Annotated in this window: 19 protein-coding genes; 5 read left to right on the forward strand and 14 right to left on the reverse strand. The window is 59.7% G+C overall.

The window, feature by feature from the left end:
• Window positions 1–111 precede the first annotated feature (111 nt).
• From greA to AC1RO0_RS04715, 3 genes are all read right to left on the reverse strand, one after another.
• Window positions 112–594, reverse strand: coding sequence for a transcription elongation factor GreA (gene greA, locus AC1RO0_RS04705; RefSeq protein WP_498591754.1), 483 nt, complete (start codon window positions 592–594; stop codon window positions 112–114).
• Between the two features lie 135 nt (window positions 595–729).
• Complete coding sequence (locus AC1RO0_RS04710) at window positions 730–1,686, reverse strand: MYG1 family protein (RefSeq protein ID WP_498591755.1); 957 nt, start codon at window positions 1,684–1,686, stop codon at window positions 730–732.
• 171 nt (window positions 1,687–1,857) lie between these two features.
• Complete coding sequence (locus tag AC1RO0_RS04715) at window positions 1,858–2,445, reverse strand: ATP-dependent Clp protease proteolytic subunit (protein WP_007692466.1); 588 nt, start codon at window positions 2,443–2,445, stop codon at window positions 1,858–1,860.
• 234 nt (window positions 2,446–2,679) lie between these two features.
• Between AC1RO0_RS04715 and AC1RO0_RS04720 the strand changes: the two genes are divergently transcribed.
• Entirely contained in the window at window positions 2,680–3,486 is an 807-nt protein-coding gene (locus AC1RO0_RS04720; RefSeq protein ID WP_498591756.1) for a DUF2076 domain-containing protein, read from the forward strand.
• 59 nt (window positions 3,487–3,545) lie between these two features.
• On the opposite strand, the gene queF is transcribed toward AC1RO0_RS04720, so the two are convergent.
• Both queF and emfA read right to left on the reverse strand, forming a co-directional pair.
• Window positions 3,546–4,010: a preQ(1) synthase gene (gene queF, locus AC1RO0_RS04725; protein ID WP_498591757.1), complete on the reverse strand. Its 465-nt coding sequence runs from the start codon at window positions 4,008–4,010 to the stop codon at window positions 3,546–3,548.
• Window position 4,011: 1 nt separating this feature from the next.
• Complete coding sequence (emfA, locus tag AC1RO0_RS04730; protein ID WP_498591758.1) at window positions 4,012–4,926, reverse strand: CDF family cation efflux transporter EmfA; 915 nt, start codon at window positions 4,924–4,926, stop codon at window positions 4,012–4,014.
• 323 nt (window positions 4,927–5,249) lie between these two features.
• On the opposite strand from emfA, the gene bluB reads away from it, so the two are divergent.
• Window positions 5,250–5,993, forward strand: a complete 744-nt coding sequence (bluB, locus tag AC1RO0_RS04735) for a 5,6-dimethylbenzimidazole synthase (RefSeq protein ID WP_498591759.1) — start codon at window positions 5,250–5,252, stop codon at window positions 5,991–5,993.
• A 40-nt stretch (window positions 5,994–6,033) separates the two neighbouring features.
• Here the strand turns inward: bluB and AC1RO0_RS04740 are convergent, their stop codons facing one another.
• From AC1RO0_RS04740 to AC1RO0_RS04755, 4 genes are all read right to left on the reverse strand, one after another.
• Window positions 6,034–6,669 carry a glyoxalase superfamily protein gene (locus AC1RO0_RS04740; RefSeq protein WP_498591760.1) on the reverse strand — a complete coding sequence of 212 codons (636 nt, stop codon included), beginning with the start codon at window positions 6,667–6,669 and terminating at the stop codon, window positions 6,034–6,036.
• 273 nt (window positions 6,670–6,942) lie between these two features.
• Window positions 6,943–9,132, reverse strand: coding sequence for an anthranilate synthase (locus AC1RO0_RS04745; protein WP_498591761.1), 2,190 nt, complete (start codon window positions 9,130–9,132; stop codon window positions 6,943–6,945).
• 256 nt (window positions 9,133–9,388) lie between these two features.
• Window positions 9,389–10,912, reverse strand: a complete 1,524-nt coding sequence (locus tag AC1RO0_RS04750; RefSeq protein ID WP_498591762.1) for an ABC-F family ATP-binding cassette domain-containing protein — start codon at window positions 10,910–10,912, stop codon at window positions 9,389–9,391.
• Between the two features lie 411 nt (window positions 10,913–11,323).
• Entirely contained in the window at window positions 11,324–13,549 is a 2,226-nt protein-coding gene (locus AC1RO0_RS04755; protein ID WP_498591763.1) for a TonB-dependent hemoglobin/transferrin/lactoferrin family receptor, read from the reverse strand.
• 297 nt (window positions 13,550–13,846) lie between these two features.
• Here AC1RO0_RS04755 and AC1RO0_RS04760 point away from each other — a divergent pair, with 297 nt between their 5' ends.
• Window positions 13,847–14,626, forward strand: a complete 780-nt coding sequence (locus tag AC1RO0_RS04760) for an extensin-like domain-containing protein (RefSeq protein ID WP_498591764.1) — start codon at window positions 13,847–13,849, stop codon at window positions 14,624–14,626.
• Window positions 14,627–14,670: 44 nt separating this feature from the next.
• Here AC1RO0_RS04760 and AC1RO0_RS04765 read toward each other — a convergent pair whose 3' ends face one another.
• Window positions 14,671–16,350 carry a formate--tetrahydrofolate ligase gene (locus AC1RO0_RS04765; protein WP_498591765.1) on the reverse strand — a complete coding sequence of 560 codons (1,680 nt, stop codon included), beginning with the start codon at window positions 16,348–16,350 and terminating at the stop codon, window positions 14,671–14,673.
• Between the two features lie 168 nt (window positions 16,351–16,518).
• On the opposite strand from AC1RO0_RS04765, the gene AC1RO0_RS04770 reads away from it, so the two are divergent.
• Window positions 16,519–17,031, forward strand: coding sequence for a TIGR00645 family protein (locus AC1RO0_RS04770; RefSeq protein WP_498591766.1), 513 nt, complete (start codon window positions 16,519–16,521; stop codon window positions 17,029–17,031).
• A gap of 15 nt (window positions 17,032–17,046) precedes the next feature.
• Here AC1RO0_RS04770 and AC1RO0_RS04775 read toward each other — a convergent pair whose 3' ends face one another.
• A complete protein-coding gene (locus tag AC1RO0_RS04775; RefSeq protein WP_498591767.1) occupies window positions 17,047–17,898 on the reverse strand; it encodes a COG3904 family protein in 852 nt (283 codons plus the stop codon).
• 655 nt (window positions 17,899–18,553) lie between these two features.
• Between AC1RO0_RS04775 and AC1RO0_RS04780 the strand changes: the two genes are divergently transcribed.
• Entirely contained in the window at window positions 18,554–19,285 is a 732-nt protein-coding gene (locus AC1RO0_RS04780) for a helix-turn-helix transcriptional regulator (protein ID WP_007692441.1), read from the forward strand.
• Between the two features lie 102 nt (window positions 19,286–19,387).
• Here the strand turns inward: AC1RO0_RS04780 and AC1RO0_RS04785 are convergent, their stop codons facing one another.
• The 3 genes from AC1RO0_RS04785 to AC1RO0_RS04795 all read right to left on the reverse strand — a co-directional run bounded on the left by AC1RO0_RS04785 (window position 19,388) and on the right by AC1RO0_RS04795 (window position 22,210).
• Complete coding sequence (locus AC1RO0_RS04785) at window positions 19,388–20,527, reverse strand: DUF2333 family protein (protein ID WP_498591768.1); 1,140 nt, start codon at window positions 20,525–20,527, stop codon at window positions 19,388–19,390.
• A 126-nt stretch (window positions 20,528–20,653) separates the two neighbouring features.
• Complete coding sequence (locus tag AC1RO0_RS04790) at window positions 20,654–21,700, reverse strand: hypothetical protein (RefSeq protein ID WP_498591769.1); 1,047 nt, start codon at window positions 21,698–21,700, stop codon at window positions 20,654–20,656.
• A 120-nt stretch (window positions 21,701–21,820) separates the two neighbouring features.
• On the reverse strand, window positions 21,821–22,210 hold the full coding sequence (locus AC1RO0_RS04795; RefSeq protein ID WP_498591770.1) for a VOC family protein: 390 nt from the start codon (window positions 22,208–22,210) through the stop codon (window positions 21,821–21,823).
• Between the last annotated feature and the right edge of the window lie 34 nt (window positions 22,211–22,244).

A 22,244-nucleotide genomic window follows, 5' to 3' on the forward strand; every position in this document is an offset into this window, starting at 1 on the left:
TGCGCGGGAGCGCATGGAGCATCTTGGGGGGTGGTCATGCAAGTGCTGTTTTAGGGAAGCGTGGCGCGAAGCTAAAGCTGATCGCGCTCGCACGGTAGCCAAATGTGCGCTCTACGAGATGGCAATAATCTCGAGTTCCTGATCACCGACGCTCGCGACATCTCCAACCGCTTTGCCCATCAGCAGCTTTGCCACCGGCGATACGAAGGAAATCGAGCCGGCCTTCGGGTCCGCTTCGTCCTCCCCGACGATACGATAGGTCTGCACGCGCCCATCGTCGCGACTGAAGGTCACGGTGCTCCCGAAGGCAACCGTGTCGGTCGAAGCAGGCGCAGGGATAGGCTGAGCCGTGCGAATTCTTTCCGCCAGGTAGCGCAGATCGCGCAACGGACCGGCTGCCTGGCGCCGACGCTCATTCACGTCTTCGATCGTACTCGCGGCAGCATAGGCCGCGCGTGCTTGTTGCAGCTGCAATTCAAGAGCTTTCAGCCCCGCTTCCGTCACAAGGTTCGGGTGCGGCGAGATCGGACGGTCGGGCAGCAGGGTTTCCGAAGCAGTTTCGAAACTCTCTTCCTTGGTGAAGGCAACGGCCAATCTCGAACTCCCTTTCAGCACGGCTGGGTTCTAGCCGCGCGGCGGCGATCACCCCACATGCTTGTCAGAACCATATATACGACGAGAATAGACGAACCGCCAATCTTGGCTATTAGGTGACGAGAACAGTCGGCTTTACACAAGGCCCGCATCGACTGCGGGCTTCTGCTCGATGGAGACAGCTTCCGTTACGGCCAGCTCAGCCATGGCAAGAGCGGCCTCGCGGGTCTTGGCAGCAGCGATGAAACGGCCATTGTGGCAGAAGCTCGCTCCCTCCACGCCGCAAGCCGCTTCCAGATCGCCGTTGGTAAGGCCAGCCCATGCCGCGGGCAGGTCTGCGCGCAACTCAAATCCTTGGTCGGCGCGGCGGATACCGGTCAGGCACCAGTCCTTGTCGCGCGGGTGAACGACAAACAGCAGGTGATCGGCGCCCGCCTTCACGATGGCGGGACGGAAGGGCATTCCCATCGGGAGTTCCAGAATACGCCCCTCGCCTGTCTCGACGATTGCCTGGTGCACCAGCGCCTCGGCGCGCAATTTTGCAGCGCTCTGGCCGATCCTTGCCTCAACGAAACTGCGGGCAATGCCAAGCGCATTTTGGAAACCGCGATCTTCCGCCTCGGGGTCAGTCTCATCAAAAACGGGTTTCAGAGTTTCGAGCAGAGCCGGCAGCGTGAGCCCGGCCAACTGCCCGGCAATGGAGGGGCTGAGCGCGCCATTGTCGACCAGATCGACCGGCAGAACGAAGCTGTTGTCGAAAGAGGTGTGTAGCGCCTCGATATGCGCTTCCGGCAGGCCGAAAGCGGCGAGATAATCGCGGCCGTAGTGTTTCCAGATCAATCCGAACGAACTGTAGGGCTGGCCATCGTCGCGCAGCGGTGCGCCGCGCTGGTGGTGATCGAATATCCGCTCAGCAGCGTCATAAATGCCGCCCACATCGTAGATGATGCGGTCCGCGCCGGGCGTGATCCATTCCGGCGCCCTGCTGCGGACGATACGAGCCAGTGGGAAAAGCCGGGTCAGGATGACACTGGACAGCAGTTCGTCGGCATGGAAGCCACCGGAATGGGTGACGAGGAAGTCTGGGGTCATGCCGATATGCGCCTTGTTGTTCGCGGAAGGGTCTCTTGAGGTAGGCCCCAGATAGACGTTGCCGAAGGACAGCTCAACCCATCATTCGCGGTTAAAACAGCTGTCGCTGCACGAAAAACGCCCCCGCCTGCCTTCCGGCAAGCGAGGGCGCCTACAATCGATATCGCTAGATCAAATCTCGGCCTGAGACGTGACGATCCGCGAAACCAGGCCGTAAGCCTTGGCTTCTTCGGCGGACAGCCAGTAATCGCGATCGGTGTCCTTGGCGATCTTTTCGATCGGCTGGCCGGTGGCTTCCGAGAAGATCCGGTTCAGACGCTCGTTCATCTTGATGATCTCGCGTGCCTGGATCTCGATATCGGAGGCCATGCCGCGCGTGCCACCGGACGGTTGATGCAGCAGGAAGCGCGTGTTCGGCAGGCAAATACGACGCTCCTTGGGAACCGAAACGTAGATCAGCGCGCCGGCGGAAGCGACCCAGCCGGTGCCGATGATCCAGACCTTCGGCTTGATGAATTTGATCATGTCGTGAATGGAGTCGCCGGATTCGACGTGGCCGCCGGGCGAATTCACGTAGATGCGGATATCGTCATCGCTGGCGGAAGAAAGCGCGACGAGCTGCGAGCAGACCTTCTGAGCCAATTCCTGCGTGATGCCGCCGTAAATGAAGATCGAGCGCGACTTGAAAAGATTCGCCTCCGCGTCCTTGCCCAACGGCGCTTCGTTCTTCTTGTCTTCCTGTTCGTCTTCGTCGTTCATTCGCAAGTCTCCAGCATGATGCGTCGTTCACCGCACATAGTGCGACTCAATGCGTAAAACAATGCTGGAAAAAGACAAGGCGCGAATAGACCACGAAAGCATGCCACTATGGTTGCGGGTTACCGAAATGTAACTTGCCGCGGCTTTGAAAAACCGAAATTGCATCTTACGTCAGGTCAGCGCGAGAGAAATCGCGCCCCGAATTTGCAGCAACAGATCGCCAAGGAGGCCATCATGTCGCCTGAAGAACGTCAATTGCTCGCGTCTCTCTTCGACCGCGTCCGCTCCGCAGCCAGCACCCAGCGCGACGCTGATGCGGAAACCTTCATCAACCAGTCGGTTCACGACCAGCCGTACGCGCCCTATTTTCTCGCGCAGGCCGTCATCATGCAGGAACAGGGCATGAAGGCTGCGGCCGACCGCATCCAGCAACTCGAAGCTCGCGTGCACGAGCTGGAGCAGCAGGGCACCGACAACCACGCGCAGGCCCAAAGCGGTGGCTTCCTCGGTGGCCTCGGCTCGCTCTTCGGCGGCGGCCAGCAGCAACAACGCGGTCCCGCGCCGCAAGCCGGCTATCCGCAGCAGCAGGGCCATCTCTATGACGATTACGCCCGCAATGCTCAGCCACAGCCCGGCCCATGGGGCGGCCAGCAACAGCCGAGCGGTCCCTGGAGCCAGCAGGCGGCAGCGCCTTCGGCCGGCGGCAGCTTCCTGCGCGGAGCCCTTGGCACGGCAGCCGGCGTCGCCGGCGGCGTGATGCTGGCGGAATCGCTTTCCAGCCTCTTCAGCCCGCATCTGGGCGGTTCCGCCGCAGGCGGTCTCGGCGGCCTCTTCGGCGGCACAGGCACTGGGGCCGCTGCCGGCATTGCCGGACAGCCGGCCCAGGAGACGGTCATCAACAACTATTACGGCAACGACGACAATAGCAGCCAAAATGATCAGAGCGCGGCCGATTACGCCCAGGATGCTGCCCAGGACGCTCAGGACGACGCCAATGACGATTCGTTCGACAATAGCGGCGACGACAGCTCGTTTGCCTGAGGTCAGGCTACGTGACTCAAGGAAAAGGCCGCCATCCTCAGGATGGCGGCCTTTTTCATTCAGCCTCTGCCGCGATAGGGCTGCACGCCCTGATCCGGCAGCCACACACCTTCCGGCGGCTTGCCCGTCTGCCAGAAAACGTCGATCGGGATGCCGCCGCGCGGATACCAGTAGGCGCCGATCCGCAGCCACTTGGGCTCCAGCAGTTCCACCAGCCGCTTGGCGATATAGATCGAGCAATCCTCATGGAAAGCGCCGTGGTTGCGGAAGGAATGCAGGAAGAGTTTCAGTGACTTCGATTCCACCAGCCATTCGTTCGGTACATAGTCGATGACGATATGGGCGAAATCGGGCTGGCCGGTCATCGGGCAGAGCGAGGTGAATTCCGGCGCGGTGAAGCGCACGACATAATCCGTGCCGGCATGGCCGGCTGGCACCTTCTCGAGAATGGCCACTTCGGGGTTCGCGGCCGTTTCCGTCTGGTTGCCGAGCATCGACAGGCCGGAAACATCGGTCTTGGGCATATCAGGTCTCCTTGATCACTTTGACGCGGATGCCGTGAGCCTTCTCGCCCTCCGGTTCCACATGAATGGTTATTTCCGCGCCCGCATGGATCGCCCGTATGGCGTCTTCAAGGCGGTCGCAGATACGATGCGCTTCACGTACCGGCATGGCGGCGGGCACGACAAGATGAAAATCGACGAAAGTCACAGCCCCTGCCCGGCGCGTCTTCAGGTCATGCACGCCGAGCGAACCGCCCGCATGCGTCGCGATCGCCTCCTTGATCACCACTTCCTCTTCCGGCAAAACGGCCTTGTCCATCAGTCCGTCGATGGAGGTCGAGATGACCTTCCAGCCCTGGTAGAGAATGTTGATGGCGACGAGAATGGCAAGCACTGGGTCGAAGATCGGATAGCCGGTGCCAAGCGCCAGGAGCAGGCCGACAAGCACGCCGACGGAGGTATAGACATCCGACATGATGTGCTGCCCATCCGCTGTCAGCGCCGGAGACCGATGCTCCCGACCTGCGCGGATCAAGGTCACCGCCCAGAAGGCATTAATGACGCCGGCAACGAGATTGATCGCAAGGCCGAGGACAGGCGCCTGCATCGGCTGCGGATTGCCGAGATGCCCCATCGCCTCCTGCACGATCATCAGCGCCGCGACGACGATCATCACGCCCTCGGTGACGGCGGAAAGATATTCCGCCTTGTGATGGCCGAAGGGATGGTCGTGATCGGCGGGCTTTTGCGCATAGCGGATGACGAAGAAGGCGATAAAGGCGGCTACGACATTGACGACGGATTCGAGACCATCCGACAGCAGCGCGACGGAACCCGTCACCCACCAGGCGGCCATCTTCAGTCCCATGACGCCAAGGGATAGCGGCATGCCCCAGAAGGCTAGTCGCCGTATCGTCTGGTTGCCTTGCTCGTTCATGCGTATCTCCAAAGCGGATGCGGCCCATGCATATGCGAATGAATTGCAAAAACAGCGCCATTGAAATGCAAAACCGCCCGCGCGAAATTCGCGCAGGCGGCTCATTGGGGGCTCATATGGTGCAGAACGTGCCATTTGTCAAAGGATGACCTGCGCCTGGCACACCACAATTTATCCCCAATACACCGGTTAAACGAGGCCGAGTCGCCAAACTGCTCGCGGGCTCGCCAGTGAAAATCATATTGGTAGTTTCCCGCGTGATCGCGCACTAAGCTATATCCTAGCCCAACACATCGCCGTCCTCGGTAAAACCATGGTTGAACATGCCCGCTCTTGATGATCGCATCGATCCGAACACCCTTCCTCCCGCCGCCGCGTTGCCAAAGGAGCTGGATCATCTGATCGCGGCATGCGCCTTTTCGGAAGCGGAACGCGCTGCTGTCTACCACGCCATCGAAACCCGCCGCGATGTGCGCGACCAGTTCCGCTCAGATCCCCTCCCCGAAGACCTCGTCCGCCGCCTGCTCGAGGCCGCCCACCACGCGCCGTCCGTCGGCTTCATGCAGCCGTGGAATTTCATCATGATCAGGCAGGCCGAGACGCGGGAACGCGTATGGCAGGCGTTCAGCCAGGCGAATGAGGAAGCCTGTCTGATGTTCGAGGGGGATCGCCGCGCGCAATATCAGCGGCTGAAGCTCGAAGGCATCCGCAAGGCGCCGCTCAGCATCTGCATTACCTGCGATACCAAGCGCGGCGGCCCCGTCGTGCTCGGGCGTACGCACAATCCCGCAACGGATGTCTATTCGACAGTCTGCGCCATCCAGAATCTTTGGCTGGCGGCCCGCGCCGAGGGCGTCGGCGTCGGCTGGGTCAGCATTTTTCACGAAGACGCGATCAAGACGATCCTCAACATACCGGAGCATGTCAAAATCGTCGCCTGGCTCTGCGTCGGCTATGTCGAAGAACTCTATGATATGCCCGAACTCGCCGTGAAGGGCTGGCGCGACCGCCTGCCGCTCGACAAGCTGGTCTTCGAGGAATGCTGGCAGGACTGCGAGGACATGTAAGGGGCCGCCGCTTTCCGGCAGCCCGCGGCGGCTTCAAACGTCACGATCTGAACGCGACAAACGAGATCACGTTGCCGTCCGGATCGCGCACATGAAAATCGGTGCCACCCCACGCCTGCTTGGTCAGCGGCTGCGCGAACTCCACGCCCCTGGCCTTGAACTCCTCGAACAGCCCCTGGACATTCGAGACCTCGATCGAAGCCAGAATGAGCGACCCCTCCCTTGCCGCAGCCGCCGCAAAATAGGGCTCATAGACGAGCCGCAAGTGAATCCAGATGCCGTCGCGCGACACCGCTCCATAGAAAGGTGGCGCGCCATGCAGGAATTCTGCCGCGAAGCCCAGTCTGTCCCTGAAGAAGGCCGCGCTGGCCGTCACATCCCGCACGAAAAGGATCGGCACGACACTCTTGAAAACCGGTGGCTCCGTTGATGGGGCCGGCGTCTTCGGCGCATCTGCGGCAACCGCCTTCAACTCAGCCCAATTTTTGTGGCCCGCTTCGACCGCAACGATCTCTTGCGCCAGCGCCAAAGGGAATTTCATCGCCAGGATCTCGCGATCCGTCAACGCGCTGAAACGGTCGAGCGTTCGAACTCTTCCGCCAATGGAATAGTCACGATCACGGTGCCAGCGCATCAGCAGCTTGGCTTGTTTGCGATAGGTATCGAGGGTTGGCATAGACGGACTCCTGCTGAAGATTATCAGCGGGCGGGCCTAGCCCTTTCGGCCTCCATGCCGATGTGCCCCACAGGAACGCGGAAAGATTAATTTACAACCCGAGGCAAGTCAAACCGCCCATGACATGCCTGTGTGAGCGAGATTTACAGCGACATACTCATCGCTATCATCAATGAGGTCGTGAGTTGTTGGCTCTACCAAAAAAATGCCCGCATGCACTTTTTCAGAGTGCATACGGGCATGTCCAAACTTCGAAGCTAACGGCGATCGGCCTCAGGCCGCCTTCGTCTTCACCTTGCGCGCCAGATGTGCCACCACATTCTCGATCATCCGCATACCGGCGTCGCCGCCGAGCGTCATGATCGATTCCGGATGGAACTGCACAGCCGCGATCGGCTCTTTCACATGCTCAATACCCATGATCGTGCCATCCTCGCTTTCGGCCGTGATCATGAAATCACGCGGCAGCGTCGAGGGATCGGCAAAGATGGAGTGATAACGGCCGACGGTGACTTCGCGGCCAAGGCCGGAGAACACCAGGCCCGGCTCCAGCACGCGGATACGTGACGGCTTGCCGTGCATCGGCAAGGCCAGATGGCGAAGCTCGCCACCATAGGCTTCGGCCAGCGCCTGCAGACCAAGGCAGACGCCGAAGATCGGCAGATTGCGCGCCCTCGCCTTCTTGATCGTCGCCTTGCAGTCAAAGTCCTTCGGATTGCCAGGACCGGGCGACAGCACCACCAGATCCGGATCCAGCCGGTCGAAGACCTCTTCCGGTACCGGCGTACGCACGGTCGAAACCGTGGCACCTGTCTGGCGGAAATAATTCGCCAGCGTGTGCACGAAGCTGTCTTCATGGTCGATCAACAGGATCTTCACACCCTTGCCGACGGACGCGACGTCGCGCTGCTGCTTGCCGGAATTGCCGGTCTTGGCATCACGGATGGCGGATAGCATGGCGGAGGCCTTCAGTTCGGTTTCGGCTTCTTCTTCCTCGGGGTTCGAGTCGTTGAGCAACGTCGCGCCGGCGCGCACCTCGGCAATACCGTCCTTGATACGCACGGTGCGCAGCGTCAGGCCGGTGTTCATGTCGCCGTTGAAGCCGACCATGCCGATCGCGCCACCATACCATGCGCGCGGGCTCTTCTCATGGCTCTCGATGAAGCGCATGGCCCAGAGCTTCGGCGCACCGGTGACGGTGACAGCCCATGCATGGCTCAGGAAGCCGTCAAAGGCGTCCATATCGTCGCGCAGGCGACCTTCAATATGGTCGACCGTGTGGATGAGGCGCGAATACATCTCGATCTGCCGGCGGCCGATGACCTTGACCGAACCCGGCTCGCAAACGCGGCTCTTGTCGTTGCGGTCAACGTCCGAGCACATGGTCAGCTCGGATTCGTCCTTCTTGGAATTCAGCAACTTCAGGATCTGCTCGCTATCGGCAATCGGATCGTCGCCACGCTTGATCGTGCCCGAGATCGGGCAGGTCTCGATGCGGCGGCCGGAGACACGCACGAACATTTCCGGCGAGGCGCCGACCAGATATTCCTGGTTGCCGAGATTGATGAAGAAGGAATAGGGCGACGGATTGATCGCCTTCAGCCGCTTGGAAATATCCGAAGGCTTGCTGTCGCAGCGCTCCATGAATTTCTGGCCGGGCACAACCTCGAAGAGATCACCCTTGCGGAAGCTTTCCTTCGCCTTGGTCACAAGTTCCGCATATTCGCCGGGACGATGGTCGCTCTTCGGCGGAATAGCGTCGGTATGATGGAACGGCTCGGGAGCGATATCGCCGGCCTTGCCTTCGGTGGAAATACCGCCCTTGGCGAAATCGTAGCGATCGATCCAGGCCTTGGCGGAATAGTTGTCGACCACCAGGATTTCGTCCGGCAGGTAAAGCACCATGTCGCGCTGGTCGTCGGGACGCTTGAGCTTCAGATTGATGGCATCGAACTGGAAAGCGAGATCATAGCCGAAGGCGCCGTAGAAGCCGATGCTGGCATCGGCCTGCGAATAGAAGAGATCGGTCACGGCGCGCAGCACGGTGAACACCGTCGGCATCTTCGAGCGCTCTTCCTCGGTAAAGACGCGATCCGGCGTCTTTACCGTCAGGTCGAGCTTGCGCGGCGTCGACGCGCCGAGCGTCACCTCCGAAACCGTCTTCAGCTTTTCAGTGATGAAACCGAGAATGACCTCGCCACGCTCGTTATAGGCTTCGATCCAGACGTCGCGCCCATTGCAGGACAGGCCGAGCGGCGGATCGACGACGGCGGTGTCCCAGCGAGTATAACGGCCGGGATATTCGTAGTTCGACGAAAACACCGCGCCGCGGCGCTCGTCGAGCTTGTCGATATAGGACAAAACCGCATCCGCATAGGGCGTCGGCCTACGCTGCCGGGTGACGGTAATCCCGCCCTTGGTCTCGTAGATTTCCGCACCATCATCCCGAAGGATCGTTACCATTGTTCCTCACTCCGTTATCAGGCCCGGATGACAGACGGCCAATATAACAAAAAAGCCGCCTCGAAATCTCGGGCGGCTCACTCGTCGTCTTTGAACACGATTGGTCGAGGCCGCCTTAGCGAGCCCACCACCAAACTGCAATGTTGTTCAAGGACGTGTTCATGGTGCGAATTGTTAGCGTGAGATGACGTGATGCGCAAGCCGCAATCTCAGGGAACGGACAGAAACGATATTCGGCCCGTTCCCTTGCCTTCCCCTAATCCCGCCGTCCCGCTTCCGCAAAAAACGCTTCCGGCCCTTCCACCTCGATCAGCTTCTTCCGGTCGATCAGCCAGAAACGGTTGCCGATGTTTCGGACGAAGCTGCGGTCGTGGGAGACGAGCAGGCAGCTTGCCTCCTGCGCCATCAGCTCACCCTCCAGCGCCTCCTGCCCGTCAATATCGAGATGGTTGGTCGGCTCGTCGAGCAGATAGAAGTTGGGATTGGTGAGTCTGAGCACCAGCATCGCCAGCCGGGCCTTTTGCCCGCCCGAAAGCCTGCCGATGGCGCGGCCCTGCATGTCGATGCCCATGCCGGCGCCGGCTAGCAGCGTGCGAGCCCGTTGCTCGCCAAGCTCGAACAGCCGCGTGATGACGCCAAGTGGCGTGTCGTCTTGACCGAGATTGGACAAGGCCTGGTCGCTATAGCCGAGCACCAGCGACGGCGTGGTCTTGACCGCTCCCAAGGCGGCCTGATCGGCAATGGCCTTGCGGATCATCTCGACAAGCCGGGTCTTGCCGGCGCCGTTAGGCCCGAGCAGGACGATACGGTCGCCCTGGCAGATCCAGTGCTTGCCGGTCTTGAACAGCAAGGTCCCGTCCGGCGTCTCGACGGCGGCGTCGTCGAGTGTCACCAGTATTTTCGCCTGCGTACCGCGATTGCTAAGCTTGATCGCACCAGCCGAACGTTCCTGATAGCCCGGCCGGGCCGCCTCTTCCAATCGTTCGGCGCGTGCCTTCAGCTGCTTCGTCTTCACCGTCAGCAGGTCGCTGCCGGAGTTGATGCCGAGATTGTTGAGCTTGGCCGCCTGCTTGCGCAGTTGCTGCGCCACCTTCATATCCTTCTGGAAACGCCGCTCATCCGAGGCATCGGCCTCATCCAGCGCCGCCCGCGCCCTACCGTAGGGCAAGGCATAGGTCTGCGACTGCTCTTGCCGCAGGAATAGGGTCCGGTTGGTGACGGCGTCAAGAAAGGCGCGGTCATGGCTTGCGATCAGCACCGGCACATCGCGGGGCAGAGCGTTCAGCCACTCTTCCAGCAAAGCGATCTTGGCGAGATCGAGATGATTGGTCGGCTCGTCCAAGAGCAGAACATCGGGCTCGGTCACCCAGACGCGGGCAAGCATCGCCAGCCGCTGCCAGCCACCGCTGAGCGCGGCAAGCGCCCTCCCGCGCAGCACTTCCGGCACGTCGAGTGAATCGAGTGTGACATCGACGCGCCAGCCCTCGCTCTCGGCCTGCTCGGCCGGCAGAGCGCGAAGAACCGCATCGTAAAAGGGGACATTTGAGAGATCGGCGGGCACATTCTGCTCGACATAGCCAACCGTGAGGCCGCGCGAACGGGTAATATCCCCCACCGTCGGCTCCAGCCTGCCGGCGATGCAATTGAGCAGCGTCGACTTGCCCCGTCCGTTGGCCGCAACGATGCCGATGCGGTCGCCGGCCGCGACGGTGAAATTGAGATTGGAGATCAGCGGCACACCGAGCGTGATGCCGAAATTGCGGAGATTGATCAGAGTCATGGTCTTCTTCCGGTCTGACCCGAACAAGACATCGGCGTCGATCAGAGACGCCTTGTCGCCACGCAAGCGGATGTCGTTCGGTAAATCATCGTGACGCAGCCGCGCGAACAGAAACGTTCGGCGCTGCGATACCCACAGGGGCAGACCAGAAGGAAATGAGTGAGTGACAGCCTCTGATCAGCCCTGCAAACGCATTTGCAGGGCCGGAGTCGGACCGAACTGGCGAATATGCCAAACTATCTTGCTCATACGGTCCTCCTCTCTCTTTCTCTCAAAGTGTTAAAAACTGCGTGTTTCCAATAACACCGAACATTGCGATTTTCAATTGCGCAACCTTCCGATGCCGAACCTAACGGACAAAAAAAGGCGATGCCGAAGCACCGCCCAAGTTTGCTGCATCGATAAGACGACTTAGAACTTCTGCGTCAACGTCAGCTTGAAGACCCGGCCGGGCTCGGAATAGAAGGCGGCGGGCTGTGTCATTGTCGTGGTGGTAGCGGCGCTAAGTGCATCGTAGTAGGTTTTGTTGAAGATGTTGTAGACGCCAGCGCGCAGCGTCAGGCCCTTCACCTGCTCTGGCTCCCACCATCCAGTCAGGTCGAAGATGCCGTAACCGGGCGTGCGGAAATTATCGCTGGTCTTCTTCGGCTCGCTGGTGGCTGCGATGAAGGTCAGGTCAGTTCCCCATATGTCGGTCGCATATCCCACAGTGAAGGCCGCCTTGGCGGGTGCGACGGAGTCGATCCATTCGCCGCTGTCGGAGTCCTTGCCGTTGACATAGGCAAGCGCGCCCTTGATGTGGATACCGTTGTCGAACTTCTTGTGCGCGTTGACCTCGATACCGAACATACGGACATTGGCGCGGTTGAAGTATTCGGTGATCCCCAGCGGATAGGTGCCGGTCGGATCGCGGGACACTTCCGTGTCGATGAAGTTCTTATATTTGTTGTAGAATGCGCCGATGTGGCCGCCGAAATCGTCATCGCCGAGGTTGGTGCCGATTTCGATGCCGTTGCTGGTCTCCGGCTTCAGGTCGGAGTTGCCATAGCTGACATAACCGCCGGGCACGCCGTAGTTGAGGTAGAGCTCGCTGGCATTCGGCGCCCGGAAGCCCATCGCCCATTGCGCATAGAATTCGACATTGTTCTGCGGCTGGTACGCGGCGCGAAGCTTCGGTGAAAAGCGAACATCAGACTGGCCAGACGGCAAGCCGGTGTAATTGGAGCTGTCACGATAGGCCGCCGTGTTCTTCGGCGCGTAATCATACCAATCGAAGCGCAGGCCCGGCGTCAGCGAGAAGTTGCTGGAGCCGATCTCGATCTTGTCGTCAATGAAGGCGCCGACGCGCTTGCCATCAACATCGGGCATATCAGACTGGTTGGTGTGCAAAAATGCGCAAGTCGCGCGCCAACGGGGAAGAGCGCAGTTATCCTCGCCCGCTGAATACTGATGCACCTTGGAAAAGGCGACGTTGAGACCAACCGTGACATTGTGACGGAGATCGCCGGTGTCGAAGGACTTCGACGCATTGCCGTTAAAGCCGATGCTTCGTTCTTCCAGCTCGTTTCGGCGCCAGTAATCGCCGATAACCGAGGTATTGCGATAGCCTTCCGCCCCGTTCTCGCGCACCAGGTTCTGCCAGTAGAAGACTGCATTGGCGGTGTCGATGAGGGAATCGGCGCTCTCGGCCTCATATTTGTAATCGAGCGACACGCGGTTGCGCTCGACATTATCGGTCTTGTCGTAGTCGCCCGGGCGGAAGTTGCCCGTCAGGCTCTGGGCGCTGCGCCAGTCGATGATCTTGTCCTTGTTGTAATGCTCCGCCGTAATGCCGAAGGTGCCGACATCGGTATACTGGCGGATCTTGAACAAGCCGCTCCGCTCATTGTAATCGGCTGGATCCTGCTCTGTGCGCTTGGTCGAGTAGCCGCCGACATCGCCGTTGTTTTCGCGCTCATGCCCATGCGTATAGCCGCCCTGGAAGAGGACGGCGGTATTGTCGATACGCTTGGCAACCCCTGCCGAACCGCCGATACTGCGGTCGGTTCCGTCATAGCCGAACTTGAAGATACCGCCCCAAGTGGCGTCGGGACCGATCAGGTCTTCCGGTTCCAATGTGCGTAATACGAGTGCACCGCCTAGAGCACCCGAGCCCGCACGGCTGGAATCGGCGCCGCGCACGACATCGACTGCCGAAAGTGCATTGAAGCTGAAGCTGTTGACGCCACCATCGGCATCGCGCGAGCCGTCGAGCAGATAGGGAATCTCGATACCGTCGACCGTGGTCAACACCCGGTCGTCGCCGAGGCCACGGATGTTGACGCCACCGCTGGTGCGATTGAAGCCGACGCCGATTTCAGTGCTGCGGCCAAGATCCTCGATGCTGTTGATCTGCTTGTCGTCGATCTGCTGCGCCGTGGTCTCGGTGGTCGTCGGCGAGTCGGCGAGCACATCCTTTGCCGCCTTGCCCTTGACGACGATCGGCTTCAGAGCTGTGACACGGTCGCCCTTCGGCGCCGCATCGTCTGTGGCCGTCTCATTCTGAGTTGCAGTCTGCGCAAAAGACGCCGTGCCGAGCCCAAGGGCCAGAAGCGCGGTGCATGCCAAGAGAACCGAGCGGGAGTGCCGGACAACCATAACCATTCCTTTCGAATTGCTTCACCGGGCTGGCTGGTTGCTACCGTTAAGAGCGCAAGGGGCTGGCTAGGTTCATTCCGTTAACAAGGCGGAAAAATATGCCTTCTTTCTGCCGCATAAAAAACATGAGTATTATTGTCAATATATCCACCCAAGATAATCATGAATAAAATTATCATGTTTAAAAGTGGATCGGCAGAGTTGCTGAATTGCAACGAAATCGCTGCATCGAGCGTTTCCACCATGCCATCATTAGAAACAGGCAAAATACTTCATTAGAGAGGGGTGAAATACTTGATGCTATTCCGGATCATCTCCGCCATGACTGCCATCACCGTGCTGACAGCAGCATCCCTCCCCCAAACCGGCCCGATGCCACAGCAAAAACCCGATCAAGAGCAAGCTCAGCCCTCCGCCGGGCCGCCTGTCCCGATCGAGAAACCGGAGGCTCCGGAGCCCCAGTCAACCACCGGGGAAATGCAGGGGCCACCCAGACCGCTGCTGACCATCGCGGGGGAATCGGACGACGAACATCGGGCTTGCCTGGCGCAATTGACCGCCATCGGCGCCACCTTCAAGGACATCCCCCGCATCGACGACGGCAATGGCTGCGGCATCGACAAGCCGATCGCTCTTTCCGAACCACTACCGGGCATCCAGATGAAACCGGAAGGCACGATGCGCTGCGAGACCGCCCTGGCACTCGCTCATTGGATGAAGGAAAGCGTGATACCCTCCGCCACGGCGCTGAAGGACAATGGCCGGATCGTCACAGTCAACCAGGCCTCGACCTATATCTGCCGCCTGCGCAACAACGCCACCACCGGCAAGATCTCCGAACATGCCCGCGGCAATGCCGTCGACATCGCCGGCTTCACCTTCGAAAACGGCAAGACAATCGGCATCGAGCCCCGCCGCGAGGATCCGACGCTGACCGGCGCGTTCCAGCGCACCGCCAGCGCCTCCGCCTGCCTCTATTTCTCAACCGTCCTCGACCCGGAAAGCGATGCCGCCCACGAGACGCATTTCCATCTGGATGTACTGAAGAGGAACGGCGGCTTTCGCTATTGCCATTAAGAGCAGTCACCTCGACACAAGCCCAGTTCCACCGGAATCAGAACTTAAAACAATCCCTCGATATAGCCCTGATCATTGAGGAAAATCCGTTCCGCCGCCGGCGCTTTTGGCAGGCCGGGCATGGTCATGATCTCGCCGGTGATGACGACGACGAAGCCGGCGCCGGCCGAGAGGCGCACTTCGCGGACCTGTACGATATGCCCCTCCGGGGCGCCGCGCACGTTCGGATCTGTCGAGAAGGAATATTGCGTCTTCGCCATGCAGACCGGCAGATGACCATAGCCCTGGTCCTCCCAGGAGCGCAGCTGGTCGCGCACGGCCTTATCGGCAGTCACCTCTCCGGCATGATAGATCTTCGACGCGACGATCTCGATCTTCTCGAGCAGTGGTAGATTGTCGGGGTAAAGCGGCTGGAATTTCGCCTGACCGGATTCGGCGAGCTCCACCACCTTGTAGGCCAGCTCCTCGATCCCCGCTGAACCCTCAGCCCAATGGCGGCAGAGGATGGCCTCGGCGCCAAGCCGCGCGACATAATTCTTCACCGCCTCGATCTCGGCATCGGTATCCGAGATGAAGTGATTGATGGCGACAACGACGGGCACGCCGAACTTGCGGACATTGGCAAGGTGCCGGCCGAGATTGGCGCAGCCCTTCACCAGGGCCTCGACATTCTCCTGACCGAGATCGTCCTTCTTGACGCCACCATTCATCTTCAGCGCCCGCACGGTCGCGACGATGACCGCCGCATCCGGAGAAAGTCCGGCCTTGCGGCATTTGATGTCGAAGAACTTCTCCGCGCCGAGATCTGCGCCGAACCCGGCTTCGGTCACGACATAATCGGCAAGCTTCAGCGCCGTGCGCGTGGCGATCACCGAATTGCAGCCATGGGCAATATTGGCGAAGGGACCACCATGCACCAGTGCCGGATTATTCTCCAGCGTCTGCACCAGGTTCGGCTGCATCGCGTCCTTCAACAGCACCGCCATCGCACCGTCAGCCTTGAGATCACGGGCATAAACCGGCGTGCGATCGCGGCGATAGCCGATGATGATGTCGCCGAGCCGCTTTTCCAGATCCTTCAGATCCGAAGCCAAACAAAGGATCGCCATGACTTCGGAAGCGACGGTGATGTCGAAGCCGCCCTCGCGCGGATAGCCGTTCGCCACGCCCCCGAGCGAGGCGACGATATCGCGCAGCGCACGGTCGTTCATGTCCATGGCGCGCCGCCAGGTAATGCGGCGGACATCGATGTTTTCTTCGTTGCCCCAGTAAATGTGGTTGTCGATCAGCGCCGCCAGCAGATTGTGGGCCGAGGTGACGGCATGGAAATCGCCGGTGAAGTGAAGGTTTATATCCTCCATCGGGATGACCTGCGCATAGCCGCCGCCGGCAGCCCCGCCCTTGACGCCGAAACAAGGGCCGAGGGACGCCTCGCGCACGCAGACGATCGCCTTCTTGCCGATGCGGTTCAGCCCGTCGCCAAGGCCGACGGTCGTGGTCGTCTTACCCTCGCCCGCCGGCGTCGGATTGATGGCGGTGACGAGGATCAGCTTGCCGTCCGGCTTGTCTTTCAATGCGGCAATGAATTGGGCGCCGATCTTCGCCTTGTCATGCCCGTAAGGCGCAAGATCTTCGGCCGGAATGCCGAGTTTCGCACCGATCTCGATGATCGGCAGCTTCTTCGCGGCACGCGCGATTTCGATGTCGGATTTTACCGTTGCCATGATAACCGGTCCCGCCCTGGACATGAGGTATTCACACAACCGGGATAACCCAATAAATATCCACTGTGAATAGCCGCGAATTGTCGTCCGTCGTGAAACTATCCCGCCTTGCCGCGAGGCGGCCGCCCACCTATTGTCCCGCGCCGGACGAACGAAAAAGGAAAAGACATGAAGTCCCTGGAACTACTGATCGAGCGCATCATTCTCTCCAGCCGCTGGATTCTGGTCGTCTTCTATCTGGGTCTCGCGGCGTCGCTGGCAGTCTATGCCGTCTCGTTCGGCTACAAATTCTACAAGGTCACCATCAACGTCTTCCAATATGAAGAGTCGGACATGATTCTGGCGATCCTCGGTCTCATCGACGCTGCCCTGGTGGCAAGCCTGATCGTCATGGTGATGATTTCCGGCTACGAGAATTTCGTCAGCCGCTTCGATGAAGGCGAAGGCGAGGTCTCATTCCTCGGCAAACTCGATTCCGGCAGCCTGAAGATCAAGGTCGCCTCCTCGATCGTGGCGATTTCCTCGATCCACCTGCTGCAAATTTTCCTGAACGCCACCCAGTACGACAATAGCAAGCTGATGTGGTTCACGATCATCCATCTTGCCTTCGTCGTCTCGGCCGTCCTGCTCGGCTACCTCGAAATGATCATGGCGAAAGCTAAGGGTAGCAAAGACGTCTGAGATCGGAGCGCGCGATCACTCGCCGACCGTCGCAGGTACTGCGGCGGCTGGCGGCGTCGCGCAGTCCGCAATCGATTGCCTATCCTTGCAATCCCTCGCGACGACAAGCTGATCGGCGGCGGCAAGCTCCGTCGTCAACCGCAGCTTCAGCGCATCCGTCTGCGTAATGAGATGGATCGAGGTGGGTTGAGTGCCCAGCATCAGATCGAAGAGCGTTTCATCCACGCCCATTTTCTTCAGGAAGCCGGTAAGCCTTGCCCTTTGTTGCCTGCCGAGCTTGGTCGTGTCGTATTTCCCGACGAACTGACGCCCGATCTCCTGCTTGGAAAGGACCTTTCTCTTGCCGTTCACCGTCTCGTATTCGGTGCGGTATCGGATACGGACTTCGCTGTAGGTCGTGGTGATCTGATGCACACCGAGGAGCGCGAAGGGGCTGGAGACGCGCCGGACACCGCCGGCGAAAAACAGCGGACAGGCCGAAAAGCAGATGGCGCCGACCGAAAATGTCTCGCCCTTGATGGACCCATCCTTTGCGCGCGCCGCCGAACAGATCGGTTCGGCATAGGGGCAATCGCGCGAGCGCGTCCGGCCGACCGCGATCGCCAGCTTCTGCTTACGGATCACATGGGCCATCTCCATGGCCGCCCGAACATCGCCGCCAGGCGAGCTGACGATGATCGGCAGCTTCCTGCCGCCAAGGCGCTTCAGCAATTTTTGCAATTTCTTCGGTGAATCCGCCATGATCTGCCCTTCGGCGGAAATCCAGTCCGGGCAATTGTCGGCCACGCGACAGGTGGCCATATCACCGTGAACCAGCAGGAATTCCATCGGCTGGCCAACGCTGGAACCGGCCGCCTCGGCGGGCATGCAGGAAAAGACCAGAAGAAAAATACCCGCCAGAAACCATGAGGTCTGCCGGCAACAGCACGCAACAAGCTGTTGGGAAAAACAAAAGGGCATGAAAAAGGCCTGGGAGCGATTACTATCGCAAGACCGATAGCAATCGCTTTCGGCCTTCGCAAGGCACGCCGGCATCAACGTTCATTCGTCGCGATCGGCGGGCATTGCCGCCGGCCGTTGCCGTTTTGACGGAAACCGCCTGTTCACGCGCGAAGCGTTGCGGTCGAGCCAGGCCCCACCCTCTAAGCTACACGCGGAAAGGCTGCGTGCAGATCATGCTGCGGCTGACTTGAATGTTGCCGGCATCGACAATGCCGGACCCACATGCCGCAACCCATGCACGCGCCTGCCACGGAGATTTACCGGTGGTTTTGCCTGAAATCATTACCCTTATCCGCTGTCCGGAGGGCATGTCCCGGCACCATCATGAAGGAAGTTGAGCAAACAACTTTTTTACTTGCTTAGGTGCCATTTTTAAAAAAGTATTACAAATCAGCACTTTACAATATTAAGATATATGGAAATGAAATTATTTCTGGATATGTGGTATTTTTGCGTCTAGCATTCGCCTGCAAATTCAGTATTTGATAGTGAGAACACGCTGTGGGCGCCAATAAGTCACATGTCCTATTTCATCACTGCTGAGAGACAACTGTTGCTTTCTGCCGAGTTGGCCACAGCCCGGACTCAGACTGCTTTTGCCCAAGCTTTGGAACGGACGAGCTCCGCCTTTGGCTTCAGCCAGGTGGCCTTTCTCAACGCCCCGGTTTCCGAAGACTCCATGCTGACGCCACTCGTCATCGAAGGTTCGGTACAACCGCAATTTCTGCGCGATTTTGATCGCCAGCAACTGCTCCGCCGCTGCCCGATGCTGCAGCGGGTACGGGACTCCGTGATGCCGCGCGCCTGGCACCTCCTGGAGAAGAACATCTCGCAGGACATGGAGCTGCCGCGCGAACTGCATGCGCTCCTGCTTAGCCACAATTGTCCGATGGGCATCGTGATCCCCATCAATTCCTCCGATGGGCAGCGCCTCGTCTTCTGGTTCATGGGCAACCGCAGCAGCCTCGGTCAAAGCGAGCTCAACGAGCTGAATATGATCATGCTGCAGGCACACGACATCTATAACTGCATCAAGCGCAATGACGGCTCCGTGCTGCACATGCTTTCGGCCCGGGAGCTGGAAGTCGTCCGCTGGACCGCGCAGGGCAAGACCTCGGTCGAGATCGGCCAGATCCTTTCCCTCTCCGACCACACGGTCAACGCCTACATGATGAATGCGATCAAGAAGCTCGATTGCGTCAACCGCACCCAGCTTGTCGCAAAAGCTATCCGGCTGAAACTGATCAGCTAGCCCCTCCGGCTATTCCCTAAAATTCCGAAACGTCTGGTCCGTCGACTCCGCAGGTCGCGCTTGAGAATTGGCGACCGTCAGAACAACGATCGCCCTGTCGCTTTAACGTCCACCAAGGACGGAGCGCATTTCCACCAGGTTCGAGCGAACGCGCAGGATATAAAAGCCCATCGTCGCCAGATGGCTCGGCATGATCCAGCCATCTTCGCGCCCGTTCGAGATGATGAAGGGCTGGATACGCAGCGCCGCCTCCAGCTGCTTCATGGTGCCGCCCCAGAGCGTACCGAGATTGCGTTCGGCGATGACCTGCTGGAAATCGGCCTCGATGGCGCTCAGGATGCCGTAATAGCCATAGAGCTGACCATAGGCGAACCAGAAGCGGTCGTCGGCCCGCATGTCGAACCAGCCGTAATTATGGTTCTCCGATCGCTCTGCAAGGATATCCGATGTGCTGCCGAGGTCGTTGGCGACACGATCGATGAATTGCAGGAGGTTGTCGGCCCGGCTGTCGAAGACGGCGTTGCAGGTGCCGAGATCGGTGTTGAACTTGCGCAGGCTGTTGATTGCCGCGCGATAGTAGCTCGGCGTCGGCGTCTTCGGACCGAAGGGGCGCATGCCGAAATACCAGCTCGCTTCGTCGAACTGCAGATTGCCACGGGCGCTTTGCAGATCGCCGTTGATGCCGGAGGTGCCGCGTACGCGCCCAAGCGTATCGACCAGTTCCACCGCCGTGCGCCGCACCGCCTGGTTCACGCCGCGCTGAAAGGCTGCCTTGTTGTCGAGGAACGGTGTGTCGTCCCAAGCGATACCGAAGAACCCGAGCTTGAAAAGCAGCATCGAGGAGATCCAGGCATTCTGGTTCACATTGAAATCGATGAGATCGGCGGTGACATCAACTGTCCCGGACGTCTGGCAGGCTTTCGGCGCGGTCCCAGCGGCCTGCTGTCCGCTCGCTGCCGGTAATTCCTGCCCTGCCCCGACCTTGCGGTCGTCGAACCTGTAGACGCTGGGATAGCTGGTGTCGAAGCCGCTCCAGACCTGCGTCTGCCAGATGAAATAGATGTAGAGTACCGCCAACAGCGTCACGAAGGCGGCAACCGGCAGCTTGATCAGCCAATTGCGCCGCTGATACCAGCCGTGAGCGGCGAGGAAGGGCCATACGATCCCGACGACGAGAAGCCCAAGGCCCCGCGCGATGGCGGCGCCGATCCGCTTGAAGAACGCAGTAATCGAATCAAGCATGGACGTCTCCTCTAAAGAGCCGCAGTCCTTCGGATAGGCAAAGGACGCAAGGACACTTTGAAACTGCGCAACATATTCACGCCCATGCAGATATGTGTTTCCGCAGGAGACGGCAACCGGCTGATATCATTTTTCAATCGCAGACGATAACGAGGTCTCAGGCTTGGGCTCGACCGGCTGCTCCTCTTCCGTCATCGGCACGGCCGGCAGCAGAGATTCCAGACGCCGCGTAAAGACCTTGTCGGCGTGCTCCTTGCGTCTTGCAAGATCATGACCGGCGAGCACATTGGCCTCGAATGCCCTGATCAGCGCGGTGACCGGGGCCGGTCTTTCCACGGCGGGCAAAGGTGGCGCAGCCTCCGATATCACCGCCTTCAGCAAGGCGATCCGCTGTTCGGTATCGACTGCAAGCTTGGCCGCCATCGCATTGATGGCGGCGATCTGCGCATTCAGAACTGTCGCCACCTCCTCATAGATATCGATGAGCCGCTGCAGCGCCGTCCTCTCCGGCTGCAGAGCCTGCTCCCGCGCTTGCAGATCGCTCTGCTCTGCAAGCAGCCGCTGATAGTCCGTTTCCAATTCGGATTGCGAAGTCGCATTGCGGGTGGACAAGGCGCCGGCGCGCCGGTCCAGAATTCTCGGCGCCAAATCGTCCACCTGACGCTGCAGGTCTTCTATCTCGAAATCGGCGCGCTGCCGCCGCTCGATGACCTGCGCTAGATGCGTCTCACAATCATGAAAAGCCTGGACCAACAAGGGCCTTGCCACCTTGAACAGGACATCGAGCGAGGCAGATGCTCCCAGCGCCGCATCCAGTTCCGCCACGATCAACGCCGGCTTGACATGTCCTTGGCCGATCCTGCGCCTGAACCAACTTGACGTTTCGGCCCCGGCCTTTTCATCGAACAATCGCCGATGCTGCAAATCGGCCGCCGCAGAGACCCTATCTAGTTCCTTGACCAACGACCGGCCGAGGCATTTCCAGCGCTCGAGCAACTCAAGCGTCGCGCGTACCTGCGCCTCCTCCACCGGGAAATTGATGGGGCCGAGGCGTGTGCCTCCGCGGGCGTGACCGGCAAGCATGGTGTCTGCCGCAACCAAGCCCTTGATCGCATCGTCGAGCGTCACGCGCGCCTTGTCGAGCTCGCCGCCGAAGGAATGAACCTTGACCATGAAAGCGTCTCTCAATTGCCGTTACTGGCGAGATTAACCGCTTATAGATGCAAAGAAAATGACGGAGCGCACATTGCTCGCCGGCTTCAGCCGTCGCCGAGCGACACATCTGTTGTTGTGTCAATTACCCTTGGGCACTTTATTCTGTGGTTCGCCGATCTCGATCGCGTGCCCATCCGGATCATAAAAGCGGAAGACTCGCTGCCCCCATTCCTGCTTTTCGACGGGGTGGATCAATTCGACATGCGGCGCGATATCTACGAAAGCCGCGTCAACATCCTCATGTTCGAAATACAGAAGCACGTTCCTTTGCCCATAGGGCTTGGCGGGGTCGCCGCTTTGCCGCCAGATCGTCTTCTCAAGTGAGCTGCCGTCGTGGATCGCAAAGCCGGTCTCGAAGAGAACAAAATTTCCGAAGTCTTCTATGATCTTCAGGCCGAGCCGCTCGTTGTAGAATGCCTTCGAGCAATTTATGTCGCGAACAAATGGGATGGGATTCACAAAACGCATTGCTTTTTACCGACAGGGTTTGAGAAACACGCTT

Source organism: Rhizobium sp. GW821-FHT14E12 (assembly GCF_058803745.1).